General features: G+C 63.6%; 18 protein-coding genes. 8 read left to right on the top strand and 10 right to left on the bottom strand.

Annotated features, from left to right (window positions below; all coding sequences use genetic code 11):
* Positions 1-33: 33 nt before the first annotated feature.
* Positions 34-936: a dienelactone hydrolase family protein gene (locus KRZ98_RS23295; RefSeq protein WP_217675552.1), complete on the bottom strand. Its 903-nt coding sequence runs from the start codon at positions 934-936 to the stop codon at positions 34-36.
* Between the two features lie 140 nt (positions 937-1076).
* Between KRZ98_RS23295 and KRZ98_RS23290 the strand changes: the two genes are divergently transcribed.
* Entirely contained in the window at positions 1077-2090 is a 1014-nt protein-coding gene (locus tag KRZ98_RS23290) for an aldo/keto reductase (RefSeq protein ID WP_217675551.1), read from the top strand.
* A 1-nt stretch (position 2091) separates the two neighbouring features.
* Here the strand turns inward: KRZ98_RS23290 and KRZ98_RS23285 are convergent, their stop codons facing one another.
* From KRZ98_RS23285 to KRZ98_RS23270, 4 genes are all read right to left on the bottom strand, one after another.
* Positions 2092-4185: a PKD domain-containing protein gene (locus KRZ98_RS23285; RefSeq protein ID WP_254798812.1), complete on the bottom strand. Its 2094-nt coding sequence runs from the start codon at positions 4183-4185 to the stop codon at positions 2092-2094.
* A 24-nt stretch (positions 4186-4209) separates the two neighbouring features.
* On the bottom strand, positions 4210-5157 hold the full coding sequence (locus tag KRZ98_RS23280; protein WP_217675550.1) for an acyl-CoA dehydrogenase: 948 nt from the start codon (positions 5155-5157) through the stop codon (positions 4210-4212).
* Positions 5154-6347, bottom strand: coding sequence for an acyl-CoA dehydrogenase family protein (locus KRZ98_RS23275; protein ID WP_217675549.1), 1194 nt, complete (start codon positions 6345-6347; stop codon positions 5154-5156). Before KRZ98_RS23275 ends, KRZ98_RS23280 begins: the two co-directional genes overlap by 4 nt.
* 92 nt (positions 6348-6439) lie before the next feature.
* Positions 6440-6760, bottom strand: a complete 321-nt coding sequence (locus KRZ98_RS23270; protein ID WP_217675548.1) for a non-heme iron oxygenase ferredoxin subunit — start codon at positions 6758-6760, stop codon at positions 6440-6442.
* A gap of 115 nt (positions 6761-6875) precedes the next feature.
* Between KRZ98_RS23270 and KRZ98_RS23265 the strand changes: the two genes are divergently transcribed.
* Positions 6876-8021 carry an acyl-CoA dehydrogenase family protein gene (locus tag KRZ98_RS23265; protein WP_217675547.1) on the top strand — a complete coding sequence of 382 codons (1146 nt, stop codon included), beginning with the start codon at positions 6876-6878 and terminating at the stop codon, positions 8019-8021.
* Complete coding sequence (locus KRZ98_RS23260) at positions 8021-8935, top strand: acyl-CoA dehydrogenase family protein (protein WP_217675546.1); 915 nt, start codon at positions 8021-8023, stop codon at positions 8933-8935. Before KRZ98_RS23265 ends, KRZ98_RS23260 begins: the two co-directional genes overlap by 1 nt.
* Here KRZ98_RS23260 and KRZ98_RS23255 read toward each other — a convergent pair.
* Together KRZ98_RS23255 and KRZ98_RS23250 are read right to left on the bottom strand one after the other, a co-directional pair.
* Positions 8932-10329: an SRPBCC family protein gene (locus KRZ98_RS23255; RefSeq protein WP_231382207.1), complete on the bottom strand. Its 1398-nt coding sequence runs from the start codon at positions 10327-10329 to the stop codon at positions 8932-8934. The two genes, KRZ98_RS23260 and KRZ98_RS23255, sit on opposite strands and share 4 nt — an antisense overlap.
* A gap of 104 nt (positions 10330-10433) precedes the next feature.
* Entirely contained in the window at positions 10434-11615 is a 1182-nt protein-coding gene (locus tag KRZ98_RS23250) for a CaiB/BaiF CoA-transferase family protein (RefSeq protein WP_217675545.1), read from the bottom strand.
* Positions 11616-11798: 183 nt separating this feature from the next.
* Between KRZ98_RS23250 and KRZ98_RS23245 the strand changes: the two genes are divergently transcribed.
* The 5 genes from KRZ98_RS23245 to KRZ98_RS23225 are packed head-to-tail and all read left to right on the top strand — an operon-like array spanning position 11799 to position 17246.
* Entirely contained in the window at positions 11799-12965 is a 1167-nt protein-coding gene (locus KRZ98_RS23245) for an acyl-CoA dehydrogenase family protein (protein WP_217675639.1), read from the top strand.
* 14 nt (positions 12966-12979) lie between these two features.
* Positions 12980-13873, top strand: coding sequence for a CoA ester lyase (locus KRZ98_RS23240; RefSeq protein ID WP_217675544.1), 894 nt, complete (start codon positions 12980-12982; stop codon positions 13871-13873).
* Complete coding sequence (locus tag KRZ98_RS23235; protein WP_217675543.1) at positions 13870-15126, top strand: acetyl-CoA hydrolase/transferase family protein; 1257 nt, start codon at positions 13870-13872, stop codon at positions 15124-15126. Before KRZ98_RS23240 ends, KRZ98_RS23235 begins: the two co-directional genes overlap by 4 nt.
* 2 nt (positions 15127-15128) lie before the next feature.
* Positions 15129-15896, top strand: a complete 768-nt coding sequence (locus KRZ98_RS23230; protein WP_217675542.1) for an enoyl-CoA hydratase/isomerase family protein — start codon at positions 15129-15131, stop codon at positions 15894-15896.
* 18 nt (positions 15897-15914) lie between these two features.
* Positions 15915-17246 (top strand): SRPBCC family protein, encoded by a 1332-nt coding sequence (locus KRZ98_RS23225; protein ID WP_254798810.1) that lies wholly within the window; start codon positions 15915-15917, stop codon positions 17244-17246.
* A 75-nt stretch (positions 17247-17321) separates the two neighbouring features.
* Here the strand turns inward: KRZ98_RS23225 and KRZ98_RS23220 are convergent, their stop codons facing one another.
* From KRZ98_RS23220 to KRZ98_RS23210, 3 genes are all read right to left on the bottom strand, one after another.
* Positions 17322-18167 (bottom strand): TauD/TfdA family dioxygenase, encoded by an 846-nt coding sequence (locus KRZ98_RS23220; RefSeq protein WP_006959362.1) that lies wholly within the window; start codon positions 18165-18167, stop codon positions 17322-17324.
* Between the two features lie 80 nt (positions 18168-18247).
* Entirely contained in the window at positions 18248-18823 is a 576-nt protein-coding gene (locus KRZ98_RS23215; protein ID WP_217675540.1) for a TetR/AcrR family transcriptional regulator, read from the bottom strand.
* A gap of 71 nt (positions 18824-18894) precedes the next feature.
* Positions 18895-19695: an SDR family NAD(P)-dependent oxidoreductase gene (locus tag KRZ98_RS23210; RefSeq protein ID WP_006959357.1), complete on the bottom strand. Its 801-nt coding sequence runs from the start codon at positions 19693-19695 to the stop codon at positions 18895-18897.
* Between the last annotated feature and the right edge of the window lie 23 nt (positions 19696-19718).

The raw sequence follows: 19718 nt of genomic DNA, 5'->3' as shown, positions 1-19718 counted from the left end.
GCTGTCCCGCCGCATCGGGCGGGACAGCCACAATCAGCCAATCGTCTGGCGGAACAGCGCCAAAGTCCGCGCCCAGGCAAGGTCCGCTGCCGCTTTGTCGAAACGCGGCGTAGTATCATTGTTGAAGCCATGCTCCGCGCCGTCGTAAATATAGGCCTGGTAGCGCGTCCCTGCCTGCTTCAGCGCCGCCTCATAATCGGGCCAGGCCGCATTGGTCCGCGCATCATTGCCGCCATAATGGATCAGCAACTGCGCCTTGATCTTCGGTACGTCGGCCAGCGTCGGCGGGCTGCCATAGAAAGGCACTGCGGCGCGCAGATCGGGCAGGCGCGTTGCCAGCAGGTTGGCGATCCAGCCGCCAAAGCAGAAACCGACCGCACCGATCTTGCCATTGCTGCCCGCCATCGTGCGGGCATAAGTCGCCGCCGCGACAAAATCCTCGCCAATCTTGGCCCGGTCCAGCGTTGCAAAGGCAGTGCGCGCTTTGTCCTCATCCCCCGGATAGCCGCCGATCGTCGTCAGCGCGTCGGGCGCCACCGCCATATAGCCATCGACCGCCAGCCGCCGGGCAATATCCTCGATATGCGGATTCAGCCCGCGATTTTCGTGCGCGACGATGATGACCGGCAGCTTCGCGCCCTTCTTCGCCGCCGGTCGCGCGATATAGGCGCGCACGGTGCCGTTGCCCGCCGGCGAGTCAATATCGACATGGCTGATGATGATCCGCTTGTCGTCGGGCTTGATCACTTGGCCGCGCGCGAAATCGGGGCTGAGCGCCGCCAGCGTCGCGGTGGCCGCCGTCGTGCTGCCGACATAGAGCGCGCATTGGCTCAGGAACCCACGCCGGTCGATCGCGCCATGGACATAGGCATCGAACAGGTCCAGCACCGCGCGCGGATAGGCGGCGGCTCCCTTCATATCAGCATCCTGCGTCATATTGCTGTCCTTCCCTCACGCCCACCGCCGCAGGTTTATTGCCGCCTTTCATGGACAAGCCAAGAAAAACTCATAGCCCGCACCCGCAAAGCCTCGCTATGGGAAGCCAACCCCCATAGATACAGGATTACCGCCCGGACATGACTGCCCCGCTGTCGCCCCGCACCATCGGTCCCTTCACGGTCAAGGCTATCGGCCTTGGCTGTATGAATTTGAGCCACGCCTATCTGCCCCGGCCCGCGCCCGAACAGGCCGAACGGCTGTTGCTTCACGCATTGGATGCCGGGGTCGATTTCTTCGATACCGCCGCGCTTTACGGCTTTGGCGCCAATGAAGAATTGCTGGGCCGCACCATCATGCACCGACGGGACGCATTCACCCTCGCCAGCAAATGCGTGCTGGGCGGCAAGGACGGCAAGCGCGGCATTGACGGATCACCCCAGGCGATCGCCGCGACGCTGGAGGATTCGCTCCAGCGACTGAATGTCGATCATATCGACCTTTACTATCTCCACCGGCTCGACCCCAATGTGCCGATCGAGGAGTCGGTCGGCGCGCTGTCCCGCGCGGTGGAGGCGGGCAAGATCGGCGCGATCGGCCTGTCGGAAATGTCCGCCGCCACGCTGCGCCGCGCTCATGCGGTTCACCCGATCGCGGCGATGCAGACCGAATATTCGCCCTGGAGCCGCAATGCCGAAGTCGCGGTGCTGGACGCTTGCGGCGAACTGGGCGTGGGCTTCGTCGCCTTCTCCCCCGTTGCACGCGGCGTCTTGGCGGGCGGGGTGGGACCGGAAGGTGTGGAGGCAGGAGACGTCCGCGCGTCCATGCCGCGTTTCCATGCCCCCCATCTGGCGCATAATCTGCAACTCGCCGCTGCCTTTGGCCAAATCGCGGCGGAAGCGGGCTGCACCATGGCACAGCTGTCGCTCGGCTGGCTATTGTCGCGCCGCCCTTATGTCGTCGCCATCCCCGGCACTACCAGCATCGCCCATCTGGATGAGGATATGGCGACGCTGGCGATCGACCTGTCCGCCAGCACGCTGGCGGCGGTCGATGCGCTGTTCAGCTTCGGTGCGGTATCCGGCCCGCGCTATCCCCGCGCCGCGCAGGCGCAGATCGATACCGAGACATGGGATGGGGAACCGCTCGAATAGCCTATTCCACCACGACCCGCACCCGTCCCAAGTTCTGGATGCGGGCAAAGGGCGTGATGGCGTCACCCTGCCGTTGCGATACCACTCGCAGCGCCGGGAAATAGGTGCCGGGTCGGGTGAAGCTGTGGCTGGCCCGGACCGTCACAGTCGCGCCCGCGCGGCGGGGGAGGGCGGCCTTGACCGGGAATGTCCCGTCGCCCTCAAAATCCCATTCCGCCGCCACGATCTGCCCCGCGCCCGGCGGCACGGCGATGCTGGCGGCAAAGGCGACCGGTGCGCCGGACTTCACCAGCGCCTTCACGCCGCCATTGGCGCTGACCTGCGCGATCGGCTGGATGCCATTGCGCGCAGCCGCATCGGTCGGGACGATCACTTGCCCGTCGGCAATGCGATAAGCGGTGCTGGCAGGCGGGGCGACGCCCCGTTCGACCCAGGCCGAAAGGTCGCGCAGCGCCTGTTGCAGCACGCCCAGATAGCTGACCGTCCGGGTCGGGTCCTCCTGTCGGCTGCTGTCGCCATGCAGCGCATGGTCGGTAAACCATAGCCGCAGATTGTCGTCCGTCGCCGCGCCCAAATGCGCCGCAATCCGCTGGCGATACCAGTCCGCCTGCCACGGCATCGCCTCTCGATCCCACAGATTTTCCACGACGATCATCTTGCCCGCAAATTTGCCGGTCAGTTGCGATCCCGATGTCGCCTGCACGAACAAGGGGCCAAGGATCATCGGTCGTTGCGGATAGATGGACGTACCATCGCTCTTGCGAAACTGGTCCCAGACCGGAAAATCGCGTCCGGGTACCTGATGGCGATGATAGGTCTGCGCGGCCAGGAAATTGCTGTTGTCCACCTGCACGGCGTCGCCCGCCTTCACGCTGGCGGCGATCGCAGGATCAGCCACGCCCAGAATGACGACATCCCCGACGATCCGGCTGAGCGCCAGCCGCCGTCCGTCCGCCAATATCAGATCGCCACCCAGAAAATCGACAGCCGGTGGCGCGCTCGACAGGCGATAGGCGACGATGAGCTGCGCCCCTTCGCCCTGCAACGCGGCAAAGGCATTATCAACCCCGCCATCCTTGCGCCCGTCCACCACGCTGGTGTTGAGCTTCAGCCGCGCCGCCTCCGCCGCCGTGATCGCCGCTATCACCTGCGCCTTGTGCTGCACCCGTGCGCCGTCGAAATCGCCGGGATTGTCGAAACCTAGATAGCCCGGCTTGGTCCAGAAATCGGTGAAGTAGCTGGGATCGGCCATCACCATGCCCTGATAGAGGGCGGCAAAGCCATGCACCCCCATGGTGCGATAGCCAAACCAGGATGGCGTGGGGAAGCCCATCTTCGTCACCTCGCGCAGCGCATCGGATTCGCGCGTGGTGAGGCCGGCATAGGGATCGCCGCTGCCGCCCGGCTCGACCGCGTCGATGATCTGTGGCCAGCGATCCTTCAAGATGCGCATCGCATGCATCCGCACGGTGAACATATTGGGGATCGCCATCGTCGATCCCATGACATAGGGGACCACCCCGTCCCACACGCCGACGCTGTTTTCGATCGACCCGATCGTGCGAAACGCGCCGCCGCTGCCGCCATAGGCATAGCCATAGGGTCGCTTGCCGCCATACATTTGCTGCGCCACCACGCGCGAATAGGCTGCGGCTGCCGCATTGGCGCGCCACGCGGCGATGGTCGGGTCTACGCCTGTGCCCGGCATACCCACCTGACCGCGCCCGCCGCCATTGGTCTCGACGAAATAGCCGCCCGATGCGAGCGCAAAACCGACCTTGTCCTCCTCGCCGACGCTGGGCAACTGGCCGTTATTCTCGCTGTCGGGAACTGGCGTGATATGCTGGAAGAAGCGTCCCTGATAGTGCGCCTTGTCGGGGAAATAGAAGGAAAAGCGCGTCTCCGTGCCGGTAAAGCCGCCATGGACATAGCGGTGCCGCACTGGCGCGTCGCGCCATTCATCCTTGTCGATAAAGGGCTGGGCAAACATCGCGTCAGCTGCGGGCGCTGGCTGGGTCGACTGGTCCGCACCCGCCGGCACAGCCATCAACAGTGATAGCGTCGCGAATCCCGCGACCATCAATCCAGCCTTCATGCTCTTGTCCTCTCGTCGTGCCGGTCAGGCGGTCATCGCCTGCCGTCCTCTTGCTTCTTCCCAATGATCGCCGTCACCGCCCAGCACCGCGTTCAGTGTCGCGCGTTTCAGGAACAGGTGGCAGGGATGCTCCATGGTCAGGCCAATGCCGCCATGCAGCTGGATCGCCTCCTCGGCGATCAGCCGATAGACACCCGCCGCATGGGCCTTCATCGCCCCCATCGTCACCGCGTCCGCCGCCGTGTCGCTCGCCCGCGCCCAGAACAGCGCCTCGGCTGCGACCAGCGCGGTTTTCATGTCGGCAACGCGATGCTTCAATGCCTGAAACAGCGCCAGCGGCCGGTCGAACTGCCGCCGCGTCTCCAGATAATCGATCGTCATGGCCAGCGCCGCGTCCGCTCCTCCCAGGCAGTCGGCGGCCAGCGCGACGCTGCGCAGCGCCGACAGCCGACTGGCCAGCGCCGTCGCGGCGTCGCCGGTCGCCAGCACAATCCCTGCCGCATCACCCGCATCCACATCGAACAAGCGTCGCGTCCCGTCCCACGTCGTCCGCGCCGTGAAGGCCAAATCGCCCACCGGCAACAAGGATATGATCCCCGCCTCCACCTGCAACACGTGACTCGCCCGGTCGGCATCCGGCACGGCGCTCAGCCCATCCGCCAGTGATGCCGTCATCACCTCTCCCGCCATCGCCCGGCCCAGCAACTCATCCTGCCCGCCAGCCGCGCTCAGCGCCTCGATCACCAGCATCTGCGCGATTGCCGGACCCGCCACCAATGTCCGCCCAAGCGCCTGGTGGATCACCCCCACCGCCGCGCGCCCCAGCCCCAGCCCGCCCTGATCCTCCGGCACGGCCATCATCAGCCATCCCATGTCGGCAATCAGGTTCCAGCTATGGGCCGCATCGGGGGTCAGGTCGCCGTCAAACGCCTTGGCCGCTGCGTCCTGCAATTCGGCTCTGGTCATGCTCATGCCGCGCCCTCCTTCACGACCCAGTTTTTGGGTTCACGCGGCATCCCCAGCAGGCGTTCGGCGATGATGTTGCGCTGGACCTCATCGCTGCCGCCCGCAATCGTCCAGGCATAGCTGTTCATGAAATCGGCCATCCAGTTGCCCGTTTCCATGCCCCCGCCAAAGGTGATTGGCGCATGATATTGCGCCTCCAGCCCGCCGATCCGCAGCCCCAGCGATGTGAATTCCCGCAACGTTCGCGAATAGGCCAGCTTGACGATGGAGGCGTCGCCGACCCGCTCTTCACCCGCGATCCGATTGGCCAGAAACTGGTCGGCGACGGCGCAGGTCGCATCCACCTTGCTCGCCAGCCGCCCGAAATCGCGCAGCACGCCTGCATCCTCGCCGCGCCCGTTCGCGCGAATGAGGTCGCCGATCCGCCACAGCGCGCCACGCATCCGCGCGCTCAGCTCCAGCAGGGTCAGTCCGCGCTCGGACGAAAGGGTCGATTGCGCCACGGCCCAGCCTTGCCCTTCCTCGCCCAGCCGGTCAGCGACCGGAATCTCGACATTGTCGAGGAAGATTTCGGCAAATTCCTCATCGCCATGAATCTGGTGGATCGGCCGCGCGGTCACCCCCGGCGCCTTCAGGTCCAGCAGCAAATAGGTCAGCCCGGCTTGCTTCACGCCCTCGCTGCTGGTGCGCACCAGCAGCAGGCATTGGTCGGCAAACTGCCCCATGGTCGACCACAGTTTCTGGCCGTTGACGACATAGACGTCGCCCTTCCGCTCCGCCCGCGTACGCAGCGCCGCCAGGTCCGACCCAGCGCCCGGCTCGGAAAAGCCCTGACACCAGATTTCGCCTTCAAGGATACGCGGAATATAGCGTTGCTGCTGTTCCTCGCTGCCCCATTCAAACAGGGTGGAGGCGGCATGATAGGTGGACATGAAGGACAAGAGCAGGCGCGGCGTATCGGCCCGCGCAAATTCCTCGTAAATCACCTTCTGCTGCGCCAGCGACCGCCCGCCACCCGGCCAGTTTTCCGGCCAGTGCGGCACGGCATAGCCTGCCTTGGCGAGCGACGCGAACCAGCTGCGCTGCAATTCCAGAAAGGCCGCCTCGCTCGTGCTTTGGCCACGCCAGTCCTTGGGCGCATGAATGGCGAGCCAATCGCGCACCTCCTGCCGCAAGCTGTCCAGTGCCTCGCTCAAAGTCCCGTGCCTCCATAAAATATATATCAGCTAGGCCGCACTTCGGGCTGTCCGCGCAAGAGGCGGCCCCGTGATATCCCCAAGGCGATACGCTACAATGCCACCTCGATCATCGCGTCCACCACCCGCACCTTATAGGTGGCGATCGGGTCGCGCGCCGGCCCGGTCAGCGCCTCGCCGGTCTCCAGATCGAACCGTGCGCCATGGGCGGGGCAGGCGATCCAGCCCAGCCGCATCCGCCCGCATGCCAGCGGCTCCTGCGCGTGCGAACAGATATTATCGAGCGCATGGATGCGCCCCTCAAAATGACACAGCATGATCGCGCGCCCGCCTGCCTCGACGGCGACGGCTTTGCCTTCGGGTACATCGTCCAGCGGCAACAGGGGGGTGAAGCGGGTATCGTCCATATCCATGCCCCATTTTTAACTCGCATGGCCATTGGGCCAAGTCCGTCGATGCCATATCACCGGGGCGTTCTCTTGGTGCCGCGTCTATTCTCGCCCCGCTCCATCCCTTAATCAGCATGATATGGACTTTGACTGGACAGATCAGGAAACCGCCTTCCGCGACCGGCTGCGCGCGCTGCTGGCCGACACGCTGCCGGACGACTGGGAGCGTTTTTCGCAGCATGGCCCGGCCTCGCCCGCGCTCACCAGATATGCCGAAAGCTTCTGTGGCACATTGGCAGAGCAGGGGTTGCTGATCCCCCACTGGCCGGTCGAACTGGGCGGGCAGGGGCTGGACCCTTGGCACCAGACCATCCTGGCCGAGGAAATGTGGATCGCGGGCGAACCGCGTGGTGGCCAATATATGAACGTCAACTGGATCGGCCCGACGCTGATCCGCTACGGCTCCTCCGATCAGCAGGCGCGTTATCTGCCCCCGATCGCGGAAGGCAAGGCACTGTGGTGCCAGGGCTTTTCCGAACCCGGCTCCGGCTCCGATCTCGCCTCGCTGCGCACCCGCGCGGAAAGGGATGGCGACCAATACCGCGTCACGGGCCAGAAAATCTGGACCAGCTATGCCGGCCTTGCCGACACCTGTTTCCTTGTCTGCCGCACCAGCGACGATCGCAAGCGCGGCATTTCCATCCTGCTCGTGCCGATGGACACGCCCGGCATCACCGTCCGGCAAATCCCCTCGCTGATCGGCGAAGGCGACATCCACGAAGTCTTTTTCGACGATGTCATAGTCCCCGTCACCGCGCGGCTTGGCGACGAAGGGCAGGCGTGGGAAATCATCGGCTATTCGCTCACCAACGAACGGCTCGGCATCCCGCGTTACGCGCTGGCCCGCGCCGCGCTCGACCGCGCCGTCTCCATTTTGAAAGCACAAGATGAGTTCGACGGTGAGGCGGTGAAAATCGAAGCCGCACATTGCGCAGCGCTGACCGAAGCCGCCCGCATGGCCAGCTACGCCATCGTCGACCGCCGTGCCAAGGGCGAAGCGATCGGCGCGGAATCCAGCTCCGCCCGCTTCGCTACCGTCATGGCCGAACGGCGCGTGTGCGAATTTATCGTCGAATATCTGCCCGAAGCGCTGGCCGACGCCCATCCCTATCTCAAGATGCATCACCAGCGCGGCATCGTTGCGGGCATCGCGGCAGGCGCAGCGGAAATCCAGCTCAACATCATCGCCACCGATGTCCTCAAATTGCCCAGGGAGCCGCGCTGATGGATCTCTCGCTCACTGACGATCAGGTCGCGATCCTCGACGCGATCGACACGCTGACCCGTCCCTATGCGGGCGCGTCGTTGCATGAGGCAGGCTTCGCCCTGCCCGACGCGCAACTGGATCGCGATCTGGCCGAAGGCGGCTTTCTCGACATTGGTTTCGATCCCGATCTGGGCGCAGTCTCCGCCGCGCTGGTGGTCGAACGCCTCGCCCGTCTGCCGCAAACGGTCGAAGCCGCCGCCAGCGCGCTGATCCGCCCGCTGCTCGGCGGCGATCTGCCGCGCCCGCTCTGTCTGGTGGAAGAAGGCCGCACCACACGCCCCATCCGCTTCCTGCGTGAAGGTGCGACCGTGCTGCTCGTCGGCTCATCCGGCGTCTCGACCTTCACTGCCACCGCCGCGCAGGTCCGTCCCGAACCCGAAGCGCTCTACGGCTACCCCATGGCCACGCTGCTCACCGTGCCAGCGGAACGCACCCTGCACGCCATCCCCGCCAGCGAAGTCCTGATCCGCTGGCGCATCGCGCTCGCCGCCGAAGCCGCCGGCCTCCTCGCCGCCGCGCTCGACAGCACCGTCGCCCATGTCATCGACCGCCAGCAATTCGGCCGTCCGCTCGCTACCTTCCAGGCGCTGCGCCACCGCCTCGCGCAAGCGCAGGTGCGCGCCAACGGCGTGCGCTGGCTGGCGCTCAAAGCCGCCGCGACGCTTGACCCCGGCGACGCGGCGCTAGCTGCCCTGCACGCACAGGAATCGGCCCGCGCCACTGTGTACGACTTCCACCAGTTTTTCGGCGCGATGGGCGTGACGCTCGAACATCCGCTGCACCTGTGGACCTATCGTCTCAAAGCGCTGATCGGCGACCTGCGCGGCCGCGGCGGACAGGGATTGGCCGCCGCGGCCGCCCTCTGGCCCTAAAACCCCAGGTCCAAAATCGGCCCGTCGAAATTCCCCGCCAGCTTCTGGGTCGCCGCGCTCAGTTTCTCCGGCTCTACGCCCTTCAGATAGCCGTCGATGATCCGCTGATAGTTGGAAATCAGCCCCTCAATATCCTTCGACAGCCGCATGAAGTCGAAGCCTTTGGCGTGCAGCCCCTTCTGCTGGATCGGGATGTTGCTGTAATCCTGACGCGGGATCATAGGGAACTGATCACTGTCATAGGGCAGCATCACTGCTTCCATCACCGGCGCTGGTTCCTGACCTTCCGGGAAATGCGTCAGCGACCATAGCTCGAACAGGCAGCTTTCGGGGCCAAGCGGCCTGATGCGGTATGCTGCCATGCTCGACAGGAAAGGCAGCAGGAAATAATTGGGGAAGATATATTCCACCGCCTTGACCGGCGTGTTGACCGCAATGTGATTAAGGTCGGGTGCCGGTTCGCCGCGCGCCTGCGCCGCCTGCGTGACGCAATGATTGACCATGCCGAACCATTGCATGATCGCCTGACCCGGATCGTCGGGCAATTCCACGTCGATCAGCGTGCGCGCCACCGCCACATCCTTGGCATGGCACATGCCCGCCATGCCATCGCTCAGCAATTGCATATGTTCGACCTGATCGATGATATTGTCCTTCATCGACCGGTTGGGATTGATCGGCACGCCGATCCCGCCCGTATCCATGCCGTACATCATATTGTAGAGGATCGGCACCTTCTGCTGGAGCTGGGGGTGCGTCCGCATGACATGATAGCCTTCCATGAAGGCTTCCATCGCGATCTTCCAGTTGGCAGGCAGCACCGTGGCGAATTGCCATTCCGCGCGCATCTTGTCGGCATGATAGGCGTCCAGACCGGCGGCCAGCGGACCCAGCTGCTGCCGGAATCCCGGCGCATCATCATCGAAATTGATGAATACGCAGCCCATCTCGATTTCGCTGCGGCACGGGCGCAGCGCCAGGTCGTCCTCGTCCAGTTGCCCTTCGCTGAACATGTGGCGGCCATAGACGAAGCTGTTCTTCCCCTCGATATTCCAGCGCCAGCCATGGAAGGGACAGATGAACCCCTTGCCCTTGCAATTGCCATGACTGCCTTCGGTCAGCGGCACACCGCGATGGCGGCAGGCATTGTGAAAGGCGCGGATGCCGTCCTTGGTCCGCACGATGATGATCGACTGGCCCAGATTACTATATTCGATCCAGTCGCCGACTTCCGGCAGCTGTTCGACGCGGCAGGCCATCTGCCAGACATGGGGCCACAGCTCCTCGCACTCGCGCTTGTAGAAGCCTTCATCATAATAGCGCGGCGTGGGGATACGTTCGGGATCGGTAATCTCGAACGGAACCGATGTCGTCGCTGCCATAACCTCTGCCATATCACCCTGTCCGCTGTCTGTTTGACACAGAAGGGTAAAGGCTGGAGAGGGGTGTTCAAGACGGATCGGGCACCCGCCCCGCTTCATCGCCGTGGCGGTGGAATCTATAACAATCCTCCCTTTGCAGGGGAGGAATCGCGCAATTCCTCCCGCACTTCATCCCCATGCGCGCCCAGTCCCGGCGCGCCGCCAGCCACCTTGCCCGGCGTCGCCGAAAACCAGGTCGGAACGCCCGGAAAACGCACCGCGCCATGCTCCGTCTCCACCGTCTCGAAAAAGCCGATGGCGTTCAGATGCTCATTCCCGAACAGTTCATCGGTCGTGCGCAGCGGCGCGGCGGGAATGTGGAGCTGTTCCAGCAAATCCAGCCATTCCTGCGTCGTGCGCTGCGCAAATGTCCCGCCCAGCAGGCCATAGACCCGGTCGATCTGCTTCGCCCGCTTGGGCAGGCTGTCAAATTCCTCGCTCGCCCATTCCGGCCGCACCGCGCCCATGAAGGCGTTCCAATGCTTGTCATTATAGACGAGCGCCGCGACATACCCGTCCTTGGTCGCATAGGGCTTGCGGTTGCGCGCCACCACCCGGTGATAGTTGGCTGGCCCGATTGGCGGATTGAACAGCATCCCGCTGGCATGTTCGGTCAGCATGAAGGACGCCATCGTCTCGAACATGCCGACTTCGACCTCTTGTCCCTCGCCAGTGCGTTCGCGGTGGAACAGCGCCATTATCGTGGCATATAGTCCAGTCAGTCCTGCGACCTTGTCGGCGATGATCGTCGCCATGAAATCAGGCTTGCCGGTCATCAATCCCTGCAAATGCGGGATGCCGCATTCGGCCTGGATCGTGTCGTCATAGGCGGGCTTGTCGCAATCCGGCCCGCGACGGCTATAGCCATAGCAATTGGTATAGACGATGTCTGGCTTGATCGCCTTGACCGCCGCATAATCGAACCCCAGCCTGGCGATGGCCTTGCCCCGCATCGAATGGATGAAGATATCGGCCGTCGCGATCAGCGCGCGCAGCACATCCTTGTCGGCATCCAGCGTCAGATCCAGCACGATGCTGCGCTTGCCGCGATTGACGTTGGTGAACACCCCGCCCAGATCCGGCGCATTGCCGCCGTTGATATAGCGGGTCTGGTCGCCGCCGCCCGGCGGCTCCACCTTGATGACGTCCGCGCCCATATCGGCCATGATCTGCGTGGCATAGGGGCCAAAGACCATCGCGGTCAGGTCGACCACCCGCACGCCTGTCAGCGGTCCGCCATGCGCCTTTGGCTCGCCCATTATATTCTCCTGTTCCATGCCATCGGGCTAGGACAGGATGTGCGCGGATGCCATGGCCAACCGCTTCGCCCCACCGATATGTCGAGTGCTGAACAGCCGTTCGATTGTGCGGTCCATTTCTCGCTGATACCCCAAAGTCAGGAAATCATGGACCGCGACGATGCGGCAAGCAGGGCCAGAAACGTGGATTTTGCCTTTACCGACGACCAGCAGAATATTCGTGACGCCGTGCTGGCCCAATGCAGCGCGTTCAGCGATGATTATTGGCTGGCGCGCGATCATGACGCCCAGTTTCCCGACGATTTTTACCGGGCGATGGCACAGGCAGGCTGGCTGGGTGTTGCCATGCCGGAATCGGTCGGCGGCGCGGGTCTTGGTATTACCGAAGCGGCGATCATGATGCAGGCGGTGGCCGAAGCGGGCGGCGGCATGACCGCCGCTTCCACGATCCACGGCCCGGTGTTCAGCCTGGAACCGATCGACCTGTTCGGGACGGAGGAACAGAAGCAGCGGATGATCCCGCCGATCCTGTCGGGCGCGGAAAAAATGTGCTTCGCCGTCACCGAGCCGAACACCGGACTCGACACGACCAAGCTCAAGACCCGCGCCGTGCGGGAGGCGGGCGGCTATCGCGTCAATGGCGAGAAGATCTGGATCACCAACGCGCATGTCGCCGATCGTATGATGCTGCTCGCGCGCACCACGCCGATTGACGAGGTGGAGAACAAGACTCACGGCCTCTCGCTTTTCTTCACCAGGCTGGACCGCACGAAGATCGAACATCGCTTGATCCCGAAAATGGGCCGCCACGCGGTCGGCTCCAACATGCTGTTCATAAACGATCTTTTCATTCCCGAAGAGGATCGTATCGGCGAGGAAGGGCAGGGCTTTCGTATCATCCTCAAGGGGCTGAACCCCGAACGCATATTGCTCGGCGCCGAAGCGATCGGTATCGGCCGCAACGCGATCCAGCGCGCGGCGCGCTATGCCCGCGAACGCATCGTGTTCGACCGGCCGATCGGCATGAACCAGGGAATACAGCACCCGCTGGCCAAATGCTGGGCGCAGCTGGAGGCCGCCAACCTGATGGTGATGCAGGCCGCGACCAAATTCGACAAGGGCGAGGATTGCGGGGTCGAAGCCAATGCCGGCAAATATCTCGCCGCCGAATTCGCGTTTGAAGCCTGCCATACCGCCATGCTGACGCTGGGCGGCATGGGCTATGCGCAGGAATATCATGTCGAACGGCTGCTGCGCGAAGTGCTAATTCCGCGCACCGCGCCGGTCAGCCCGCATATGATACTTAACTTTCTCGCCGAAAAAGTGTTGGACTTGCCCAAATCCTACTGACCGGAGAGAAGATCATGTCCACACCCGCAAATCTTTCGATCAAGATGCGTTCCTGGCTGTTTGCGCCGGGCGACAGCGACAAGAAGATGGCCAAGGCCGCGGACAGCGCCGCCGACATTGCGCTGTTCGATCTGGAAGATGCCGTCGCCACCGAAAACAAGGTGCTCGCGCGCAAACTCGTCCATGATTTTCTCGCCAGCCGCACGGAAGGGCGCGAACGTCTGTGGGTGCGGATCAATCCGCTCGATGGTCCCTACACCCTGCTCGATCTCGCCGCGATCATGCCCGCCCGGCCGGGCGGCATCATGCTGCCCAAAGTCTATGGACGGCAGGATGTCGACCGGCTCGACCATTATCTTTCCGCGCTCGAAGTCGCCAACGGCATCGAACAAGGTTCCACCCCGCTGATCGTGCTGGTCACTGAAACCGCTGAGGCCATGTTCCACACCGGCAGCTACAAGGGCGCACCGCGCGTTGTCGCGCTGACCTGGGGTGCGGAGGATCTGGCCGATTCGATTGGGGCCAGCAGCAACCGCAATGAAGATGGTAGCTATGGCTTCACCTATGAACTGGCCCGCTCCATGTGCCTGCTGGGTGCCGCCACGGCAGGCGTGACCGCAATCGAAACGATCCAGGGCGATTTCCGCGATCTCGACGGCTTGAAGGCGCGCGCCGAAAAAGTCCGTCGCGACGGCTATCGCGGCATGTTGGCGATCCACCCGGCGCAGGTCGATGTCATCAACGCGGCCTTCACCCCGACTGCAGAGGAAATCGCGCAAGCGAGAGAAATCGTTGATATATTTGCCAAAAATCCCGGCGTGGGCGCGATCGGCTATAAGGGCGGGATGCTTGATCGGCCCTATCTCAGCCGTGCTGAACAACTGCTCAAACAGGCCGGGTTAACATGACGCAACATGTTCAGCTCAGTGTCGGGTTAAGGCCCGGCGACCATATCGTCCTGGGCCAGGCCTGCGGCGAACCCACCACTTTGGTCGAGGCGCTGATCGAACAAGGCCGGGATATTCCTGGCCTGTCCGCCTTCATCGCCACCAGCTTCTCCGGTCTCTTCACCCCCGCCACCGCCGACAGCTTTGCGCTTTCCAGCATGGGCGCTATCGGCGCGCTGCGGTCGATGACCAGAGCGGGCAAGCTCCAGGTCATCCCCGTCCATGTCAGCCAGATCGCGCCGCTGATCGCCGCCGGAATCATCCCCTGCGACGTCGCAATGATTCAGCTCAGCCCTGCCGACGAACATGGCAATCACAGCTGCGGCCTGATCAGCGATTATGTCCGCGCCGCCGTGGACAAGGCCCGCATCGTCATCGCCGAAATCAACGAAGCGGTCCCTTTCACGCCGGGTGAAACCATCCCGGCCTCGGCCATCGACGTGGCCATCTATGTCAATCGGCCCCCGGTCGAGGTCGCCGCCGCCGCGATCGGCCCGACTGACGAAGCCATTGCCCGTCACTGCGCCGCCTATATCGGCGACGGCGCGGTGATCCAGGCCGGGGTAGGGGCGGTTCCCGACGCGATCCTGCGCCTGCTCCACGACCGCAAGGATCTGGGCGTCCATTCCGGCATGTTGGGCGATGGCCTGGTCGATCTGGTCGAAGCGGGCGTCATCACCAACGCCCGCAAGGAAGTCGATCCCGGAGTCTCGATCAATGGCGCACTGATCGGCACCCGTCGCCTCTACGACTGGGCGCATCGCAACCCAGCGATACGCATGTGCGCGACCAGCTACACCCATGACGCCGCCATATTGGGGCGGCTGTCCCGTCTGGTGACCATCAACTCCGCGCTGGAGGTTGACCTTACCGGGCAGGTCAATGCCGAACAATCGGGCGCGGCCTATCTGGGCGGCACCGGCGGCCAGGTCGACTTCGTCCGCGCCGGGGCCAGATCGCCCGGCGGCCGCTCGATCATCGCGCTGTCCGCCTCGGCCAAGGGCGGCACGCTCAGTAAGATCGTCGCCCATCTATCCGGCCCGGTCACCACCGCCCGCACCGACGTGGACGTCATCGTCACCGAATATGGCGCAGCGGAACTCAAGGGGCAGAGCCTGGCCGAACGCACCCGCCGCCTGATCGCCATTGCCCATCCCGACTTCCGCGAGGAACTCGATCGGGCTGCCTATATCATCGCGCAAAGGGGATTTTGATCATGACCGACGCTGTCCTCTTTGAAGCCCGCGCCGATGGCATCGCCATCCTGACGATCAACCGCCCCGACCAGCGCAACTGCCTCAGCCGCGAAGTGCGCGAAGGGCTGCGCGCCGCATGGGAAAAGTTCGAGTCCGACCCGGCGCTGCGCGTCGCCATCCTGACTGGGTCGGGCGACAAGGCCTTCTGCGCGGGCGGTGACCTGAAAGAAATGGTCGAAACCGGCATGACCGTGCCGCCCCGCACCATGTTCCCCTTGCCCTATGACAGTATCGAACTGAGCAAGCCGACCATCGCTGCCGTCAACGGCGTCGCCTTTGCCGGCGGCTGGATGATCGCGCAGGCCTGCGACCTGTGCGTCGCCAGCACCACGGCACGCTTTGCCATCACCGAGGTCAAGGTAGGCCGCTCCTCCCCCTGGGCCGCGCCGCTCATTCATATGATCCCGCAGCGGATCATGATGGAGATCATCCTGACCGGCAAACCGATCACTGCCCAGCGCGCCTATGAAATCGGTCTGGTCAACCGTCTGGCCGAACCCGAAGCGCTGCTGGACGCCGCCATCACCCTCGCCACCGAAATTCTTGATGGCGCGCCTTTGTCGGTGAAGGCCGGGCGCGACACGGTGATGCTGGCGACCGAAATGGGCCGCGCCGCCGCGCTGCAAGCAGCCCGCGCTGCCTCGGAACATAGCTATATGAGCCAGGACGCGCAGGAAGGCCCGCGCGCCTTCGCCGAAAAACGCTCGCCCAACTGGCAGGGCCGATAGATGACAAGCGAGGATGTTATGACAGATTTGACAGAACCGGTCACCGTCCCGGTCGAAGCCTATGTGTCGCGCGATTATGCCCGCGCCGAACAGGACCGCCTCTGGCGCAAGGTCTGGCTACAGGCGGCCCGGCTGGAAGACATCCCCAATGTCGGTGACTTCATCACCTATGACATCCTGGAAGACTCGGTCATCGTCATGCGCACCGGCCCGGACGAGTTGCGCGCCTTCCACAATGTCTGCCCCCATCGCGGCCGCCGCCTGATCGACACGCCGACCGGCGCCCGTAACGCGCGCGGCAACCGGACGAGCATCATCTGCGGCTTCCACGGCTGGACCTTCGACCGGGCCGGGCAATGCAGCTTCGTCAATCATCAGGACGACTGGCAGGGCAAGCTGACGGCGGAGCGCACGGCGCTCGGCAAGGTGCGGGTCGATAGCTGGGGCGGCTGGGCGTGGATCACGCTCAACCCCGATGCAGAACCGCTTGCTGACTATCTGGGCGTCGTGCCGGAGATGCTCGATCCGTTCGGCCTTGCGAATATGCGCTATCGCTGGCGCAAATGGATCATCTTCGACTGCAACTGGAAGGTCGCGCTGGAAGCGTTCAGCGAGACTTACCACGTCCAGACCACCCACCCGGAATTCAATGCCTTCGGCGAATTTCGCGGCTGGGCGCGCCAGCACGGCCTCCACAGCAATATCGGCTATGACGCGCCCAAGAATATGGATGAGAACCAGGCCAAGCTGCGCATTGGTTCGGGCGAGGACCCGCGCCTCTCGACGGCGGAAATGCAGCTATTCACCTGGGAAAATGCCAACACCAACACGACCATGACTTTGGTCAACGCAGCCACCCGCCTGAAGGACGAACTGCCCGAAGGCACCCCCGCGCCGCAGGTGTTGCAACATTGGCTGGCGTCCGCCCGCGCCGACGATGCAAAGCGCGGCGTATTCTGGCCCGTGGTCGAACCGGCCCATACCGCCAGAAGCGGCACCGCCTGGCAGATTTTCCCCAACTTCCAGATTGGCCACGCCGTCAACAACATGCTCTGCTATTCGGCCCGCCCCTATCTGGGCGATCCCGACAAATGCATCTTTGAAGCCGCGGTGTATGAACTGTTCCCGGAAGGCGAAGCGCCGGCCACGGAATGGGAATATACCCCGCCTGAAGCCTGGCCTCCGGTCCTGCAACAGGATTTCACCAATATGGCCGCCGTCCAGCAGGGCATGAAAAATATCGGCTTCCGCGGTACCCAGCCCAACCCCTATATGGAGCGCTCGGTTGCCAGCCTCCACCATAACCTGGCGCGCTATATGGGGACGGGGGCACCCAAGCCGATCGACTGAATATCTGCAAAGCCCAACCAAAAAGCCCGCCGCCATATCTGGCGACGGGCATTTTGGTTAGCTGCGCTATGCCGCCTATTCAAACGGCTCTTCACCCTGCAGCTTGGTGCGGTGCATCATGCGGTTGCAGGTTGGATCATAAGCTTCGGCGCGGTGCATCGTGCCGGTATTGTCCCAGATCACCAGATCGCCCACGCTCCAGTCGTGGCTGTAGCTGAATTCTTCCTGCGTCGCCCATTCGCGCAGGCCGACCAGTATTTCGGCGCTCTTCATCGCCGGTACGTCCAGCACCCGGTGCGCGGTGCAGCCCAATACCAGCGACTTGCGGCCAGACTTGTGGTTCCACACCAATGGCAGCTCATTCTCGCCGATCCGCTGCATCCCCTGGATCTTGGCCAGGCTGGGTTCGGGTTCATAATAAAATACCGTCGCCCACACCGAATGGATCACGCGCAGCTTTTCATATTCGGCCTTCTGCTCGTCGCTCAGCGCCTCATAGGCGGCATAGGTGTTGCAAAAACCGGTATTGCCGCCCCAGCTTGCCTTGACCTTGCACGACAGCAGCGACGCCAGGATCGGCGTGTCATTCATCGTGCCGTCGATATGCCAGTAGAGCGAGCCTTTAAGATATTCGGCGCTCTGCGGATTTTCCTTCACGTCGAGCGTGATCTTGTGGATCTTGTGATTGGTCCCGTCCTGCATTTCCGGCGCGAACGTACCCAGCGTCTTGGTGAAGGCGATCTGTTCATCGTCGTTGAAATCGATCTTGGGGAACACCAGCACGCCGCGCTGTTCCAGCAAGTCGCGGATCTGTGGCCCCAGATCGCCCGCCAGCAACTCCTCCTTGCTGTTCAGGATGCGGCTGCCGATCTTCGGCTTGATCTCTTCATGCGCAAAGCGCGTGATCGCGGTGGTTGCCATGTCCGACTCTCCTCAGTGTAGCCTGTGCGTTGAACACATGTTCAGCACTGCGTCTGCAAAAAGTCAACACCTCTCATTTTTTACGCGAGCAGATCGTCCAGCCATTGTTCTACCGCCTGCCGTGCGTCGGCGTGTCCGGCGGCGACACCCAATCCGCTTTCCATTACGAGCGCGCGCCCGGCGCTGGCTAACAACAGGCTCAGCCCCGCCGCACTGACGCCGCGCTGCGCCAGCCGGTCGCCCAGCAGGCGTTCAAAACATTCGGTCTGGCGCGCGCGCATCGCTTCGCTGTGGCGGGCGATTTCGGCGCGGATTGCCTTGCGATGGTTGGCCAGTGCGACAAATTCCATCGCCAGCGCAGTGCGGCTGGTGTCGGAAAAAAAGCGCCACAGCGCCCGGACCGGATCGTCACTGGCCAGTGCCTGCTCGATCATCGTGTCGCTCTGTTCCGCGCCCCGCCGGAACACGGCCAGCAGCAGGTCGTCGGTCGTCGGAAAATAATAATGGACCAGCGACGGCGGCAATTCGGCGCGCAGCGCGACGCGTCGTGAACTGGCGGCGGCATAGCCTTCATCGCGGATCACCTGTTCGGCGGCTTCGACAATGCGGGCGCGGGTTTCGGAGCTTTCCGCCCCGATGCGACGTTTCTGGACCATTGCGCGACCATAGGTGTCGCTGCCGCGTGTGCAAGAGTGCTGGATGGACGGCGGCGGGACCACCCGAACGGTCACCGGGCGAAATCCTGGACGGATATGCCGCTCATCGCGGTCCAGCCCGCATCATTATTGAACACGCCGCCGGTCGCAAAGCTTGCCTCGTCGCTTGCCAGGAACAGCGCCATCATCGCCATTTCCTCCGGTTGCGCCATGCGGCCCAACACGCCCATCCGGTCCATCAACATGGAGGAGGTGGGCAGGCCCGCTTTCTCCATTTCCTGCCGCTGATGCTTGGCCATTGGCGTTTCGGTCGCGCCGGGACAGAGCGCATTGACGCGGATGTTATGACGCCCCAATTCGACCGCCGCTACCTTCGTGAGCGCAACTGCGCCCGCCTTGGACGCGCAATAGCCCGCCGTGCCGGCGACGATCGACGCCGCGATGGAAGCGGTGTTGACGATCGATCCGCCGCCCGCTGCGATCATGCGCGGGGCGACATGCTTGATCATCAGCCAGACGGCCTTCAGGTTGACGGCGATACATGCGTCGAAAGCATCTTCGTCGATGGTCAGGATCGACCGTTTATTCTCCGTATCGACGCCGGCATTGTTGAACAGGATCGTGGGCAGGCCCAGTTCTGCCTCGATGCGAGCAACGATGCGTACTATGTCGGCGGTCTTGCTGACATCGGCGCCGATGGCGATCGCCTGACCGCCCTGCGCGCGGATGGCTTCCACAACGGCCGCAACCCTGGCTTCATCCAGATCGACAGCGGCGACCTTCGCGCCTTCGCGCGCGAACAACAATGCGGCCGCTTCGCCCATGCCGCCCGCCGCGCCGGTGATGATCGCGATCTTGCCCGCAAGCCGCATGGGTCTTGTCCCTTCGACCTTAC

Origin of the sequence: Sphingobium sp. AS12, assembly GCF_019097845.1 — a bacterium.
Taxonomy (GTDB): Bacteria; Pseudomonadota; Alphaproteobacteria; order Sphingomonadales; family Sphingomonadaceae; genus Sphingobium.
The sequence above is the reverse complement of the archived record's forward strand: the minus strand, read 5'-3'. Positions and strand labels throughout refer to the sequence as shown.

Coding starts and splice junctions, on each gene's coding strand:
- KRZ98_RS23295 (WP_217675552.1), bottom strand. CDS start 936: ATGACGCAGGATGCTGATATGAAGGGAGCCGCCGCCTATCCGCGCGCG.
- KRZ98_RS23290 (WP_217675551.1), top strand. CDS start 1,077: ATGACTGCCCCGCTGTCGCCCCGCACCATCGGTCCCTTCACGGTCAAG.
- KRZ98_RS23285 (WP_254798812.1), bottom strand. CDS start 4,185: ATGAAGGCTGGATTGATGGTCGCGGGATTCGCGACGCTATCACTGTTG.
- KRZ98_RS23280 (WP_217675550.1), bottom strand. CDS start 5,157: ATGAGCATGACCAGAGCCGAATTGCAGGACGCAGCGGCCAAGGCGTTT.
- KRZ98_RS23270 (WP_217675548.1), bottom strand. CDS start 6,760: ATGGATATGGACGATACCCGCTTCACCCCCCTGTTGCCGCTGGACGAT.
- KRZ98_RS23265 (WP_217675547.1), top strand. CDS start 6,876: ATGGACTTTGACTGGACAGATCAGGAAACCGCCTTCCGCGACCGGCTG.
- KRZ98_RS23260 (WP_217675546.1), top strand. CDS start 8,021: ATGGATCTCTCGCTCACTGACGATCAGGTCGCGATCCTCGACGCGATC.
- KRZ98_RS23255 (WP_231382207.1), bottom strand. CDS start 10,329: ATGGCAGAGGTTATGGCAGCGACGACATCGGTTCCGTTCGAGATTACC.
- KRZ98_RS23250 (WP_217675545.1), bottom strand. CDS start 11,615: ATGGGCGAGCCAAAGGCGCATGGCGGACCGCTGACAGGCGTGCGGGTG.
- KRZ98_RS23240 (WP_217675544.1), top strand. CDS start 12,980: ATGTCCACACCCGCAAATCTTTCGATCAAGATGCGTTCCTGGCTGTTT.
- KRZ98_RS23235 (WP_217675543.1), top strand. CDS start 13,870: ATGACGCAACATGTTCAGCTCAGTGTCGGGTTAAGGCCCGGCGACCAT.
- KRZ98_RS23230 (WP_217675542.1), top strand. CDS start 15,129: ATGACCGACGCTGTCCTCTTTGAAGCCCGCGCCGATGGCATCGCCATC.
- KRZ98_RS23225 (WP_254798810.1), top strand. CDS start 15,915: ATGACAGATTTGACAGAACCGGTCACCGTCCCGGTCGAAGCCTATGTG.
- KRZ98_RS23220 (WP_006959362.1), bottom strand. CDS start 18,167: ATGGCAACCACCGCGATCACGCGCTTTGCGCATGAAGAGATCAAGCCG.
- KRZ98_RS23215 (WP_217675540.1), bottom strand. CDS start 18,823: ATGGTCCAGAAACGTCGCATCGGGGCGGAAAGCTCCGAAACCCGCGCC.
- KRZ98_RS23210 (WP_006959357.1), bottom strand. CDS start 19,695: ATGCGGCTTGCGGGCAAGATCGCGATCATCACCGGCGCGGCGGGCGGC.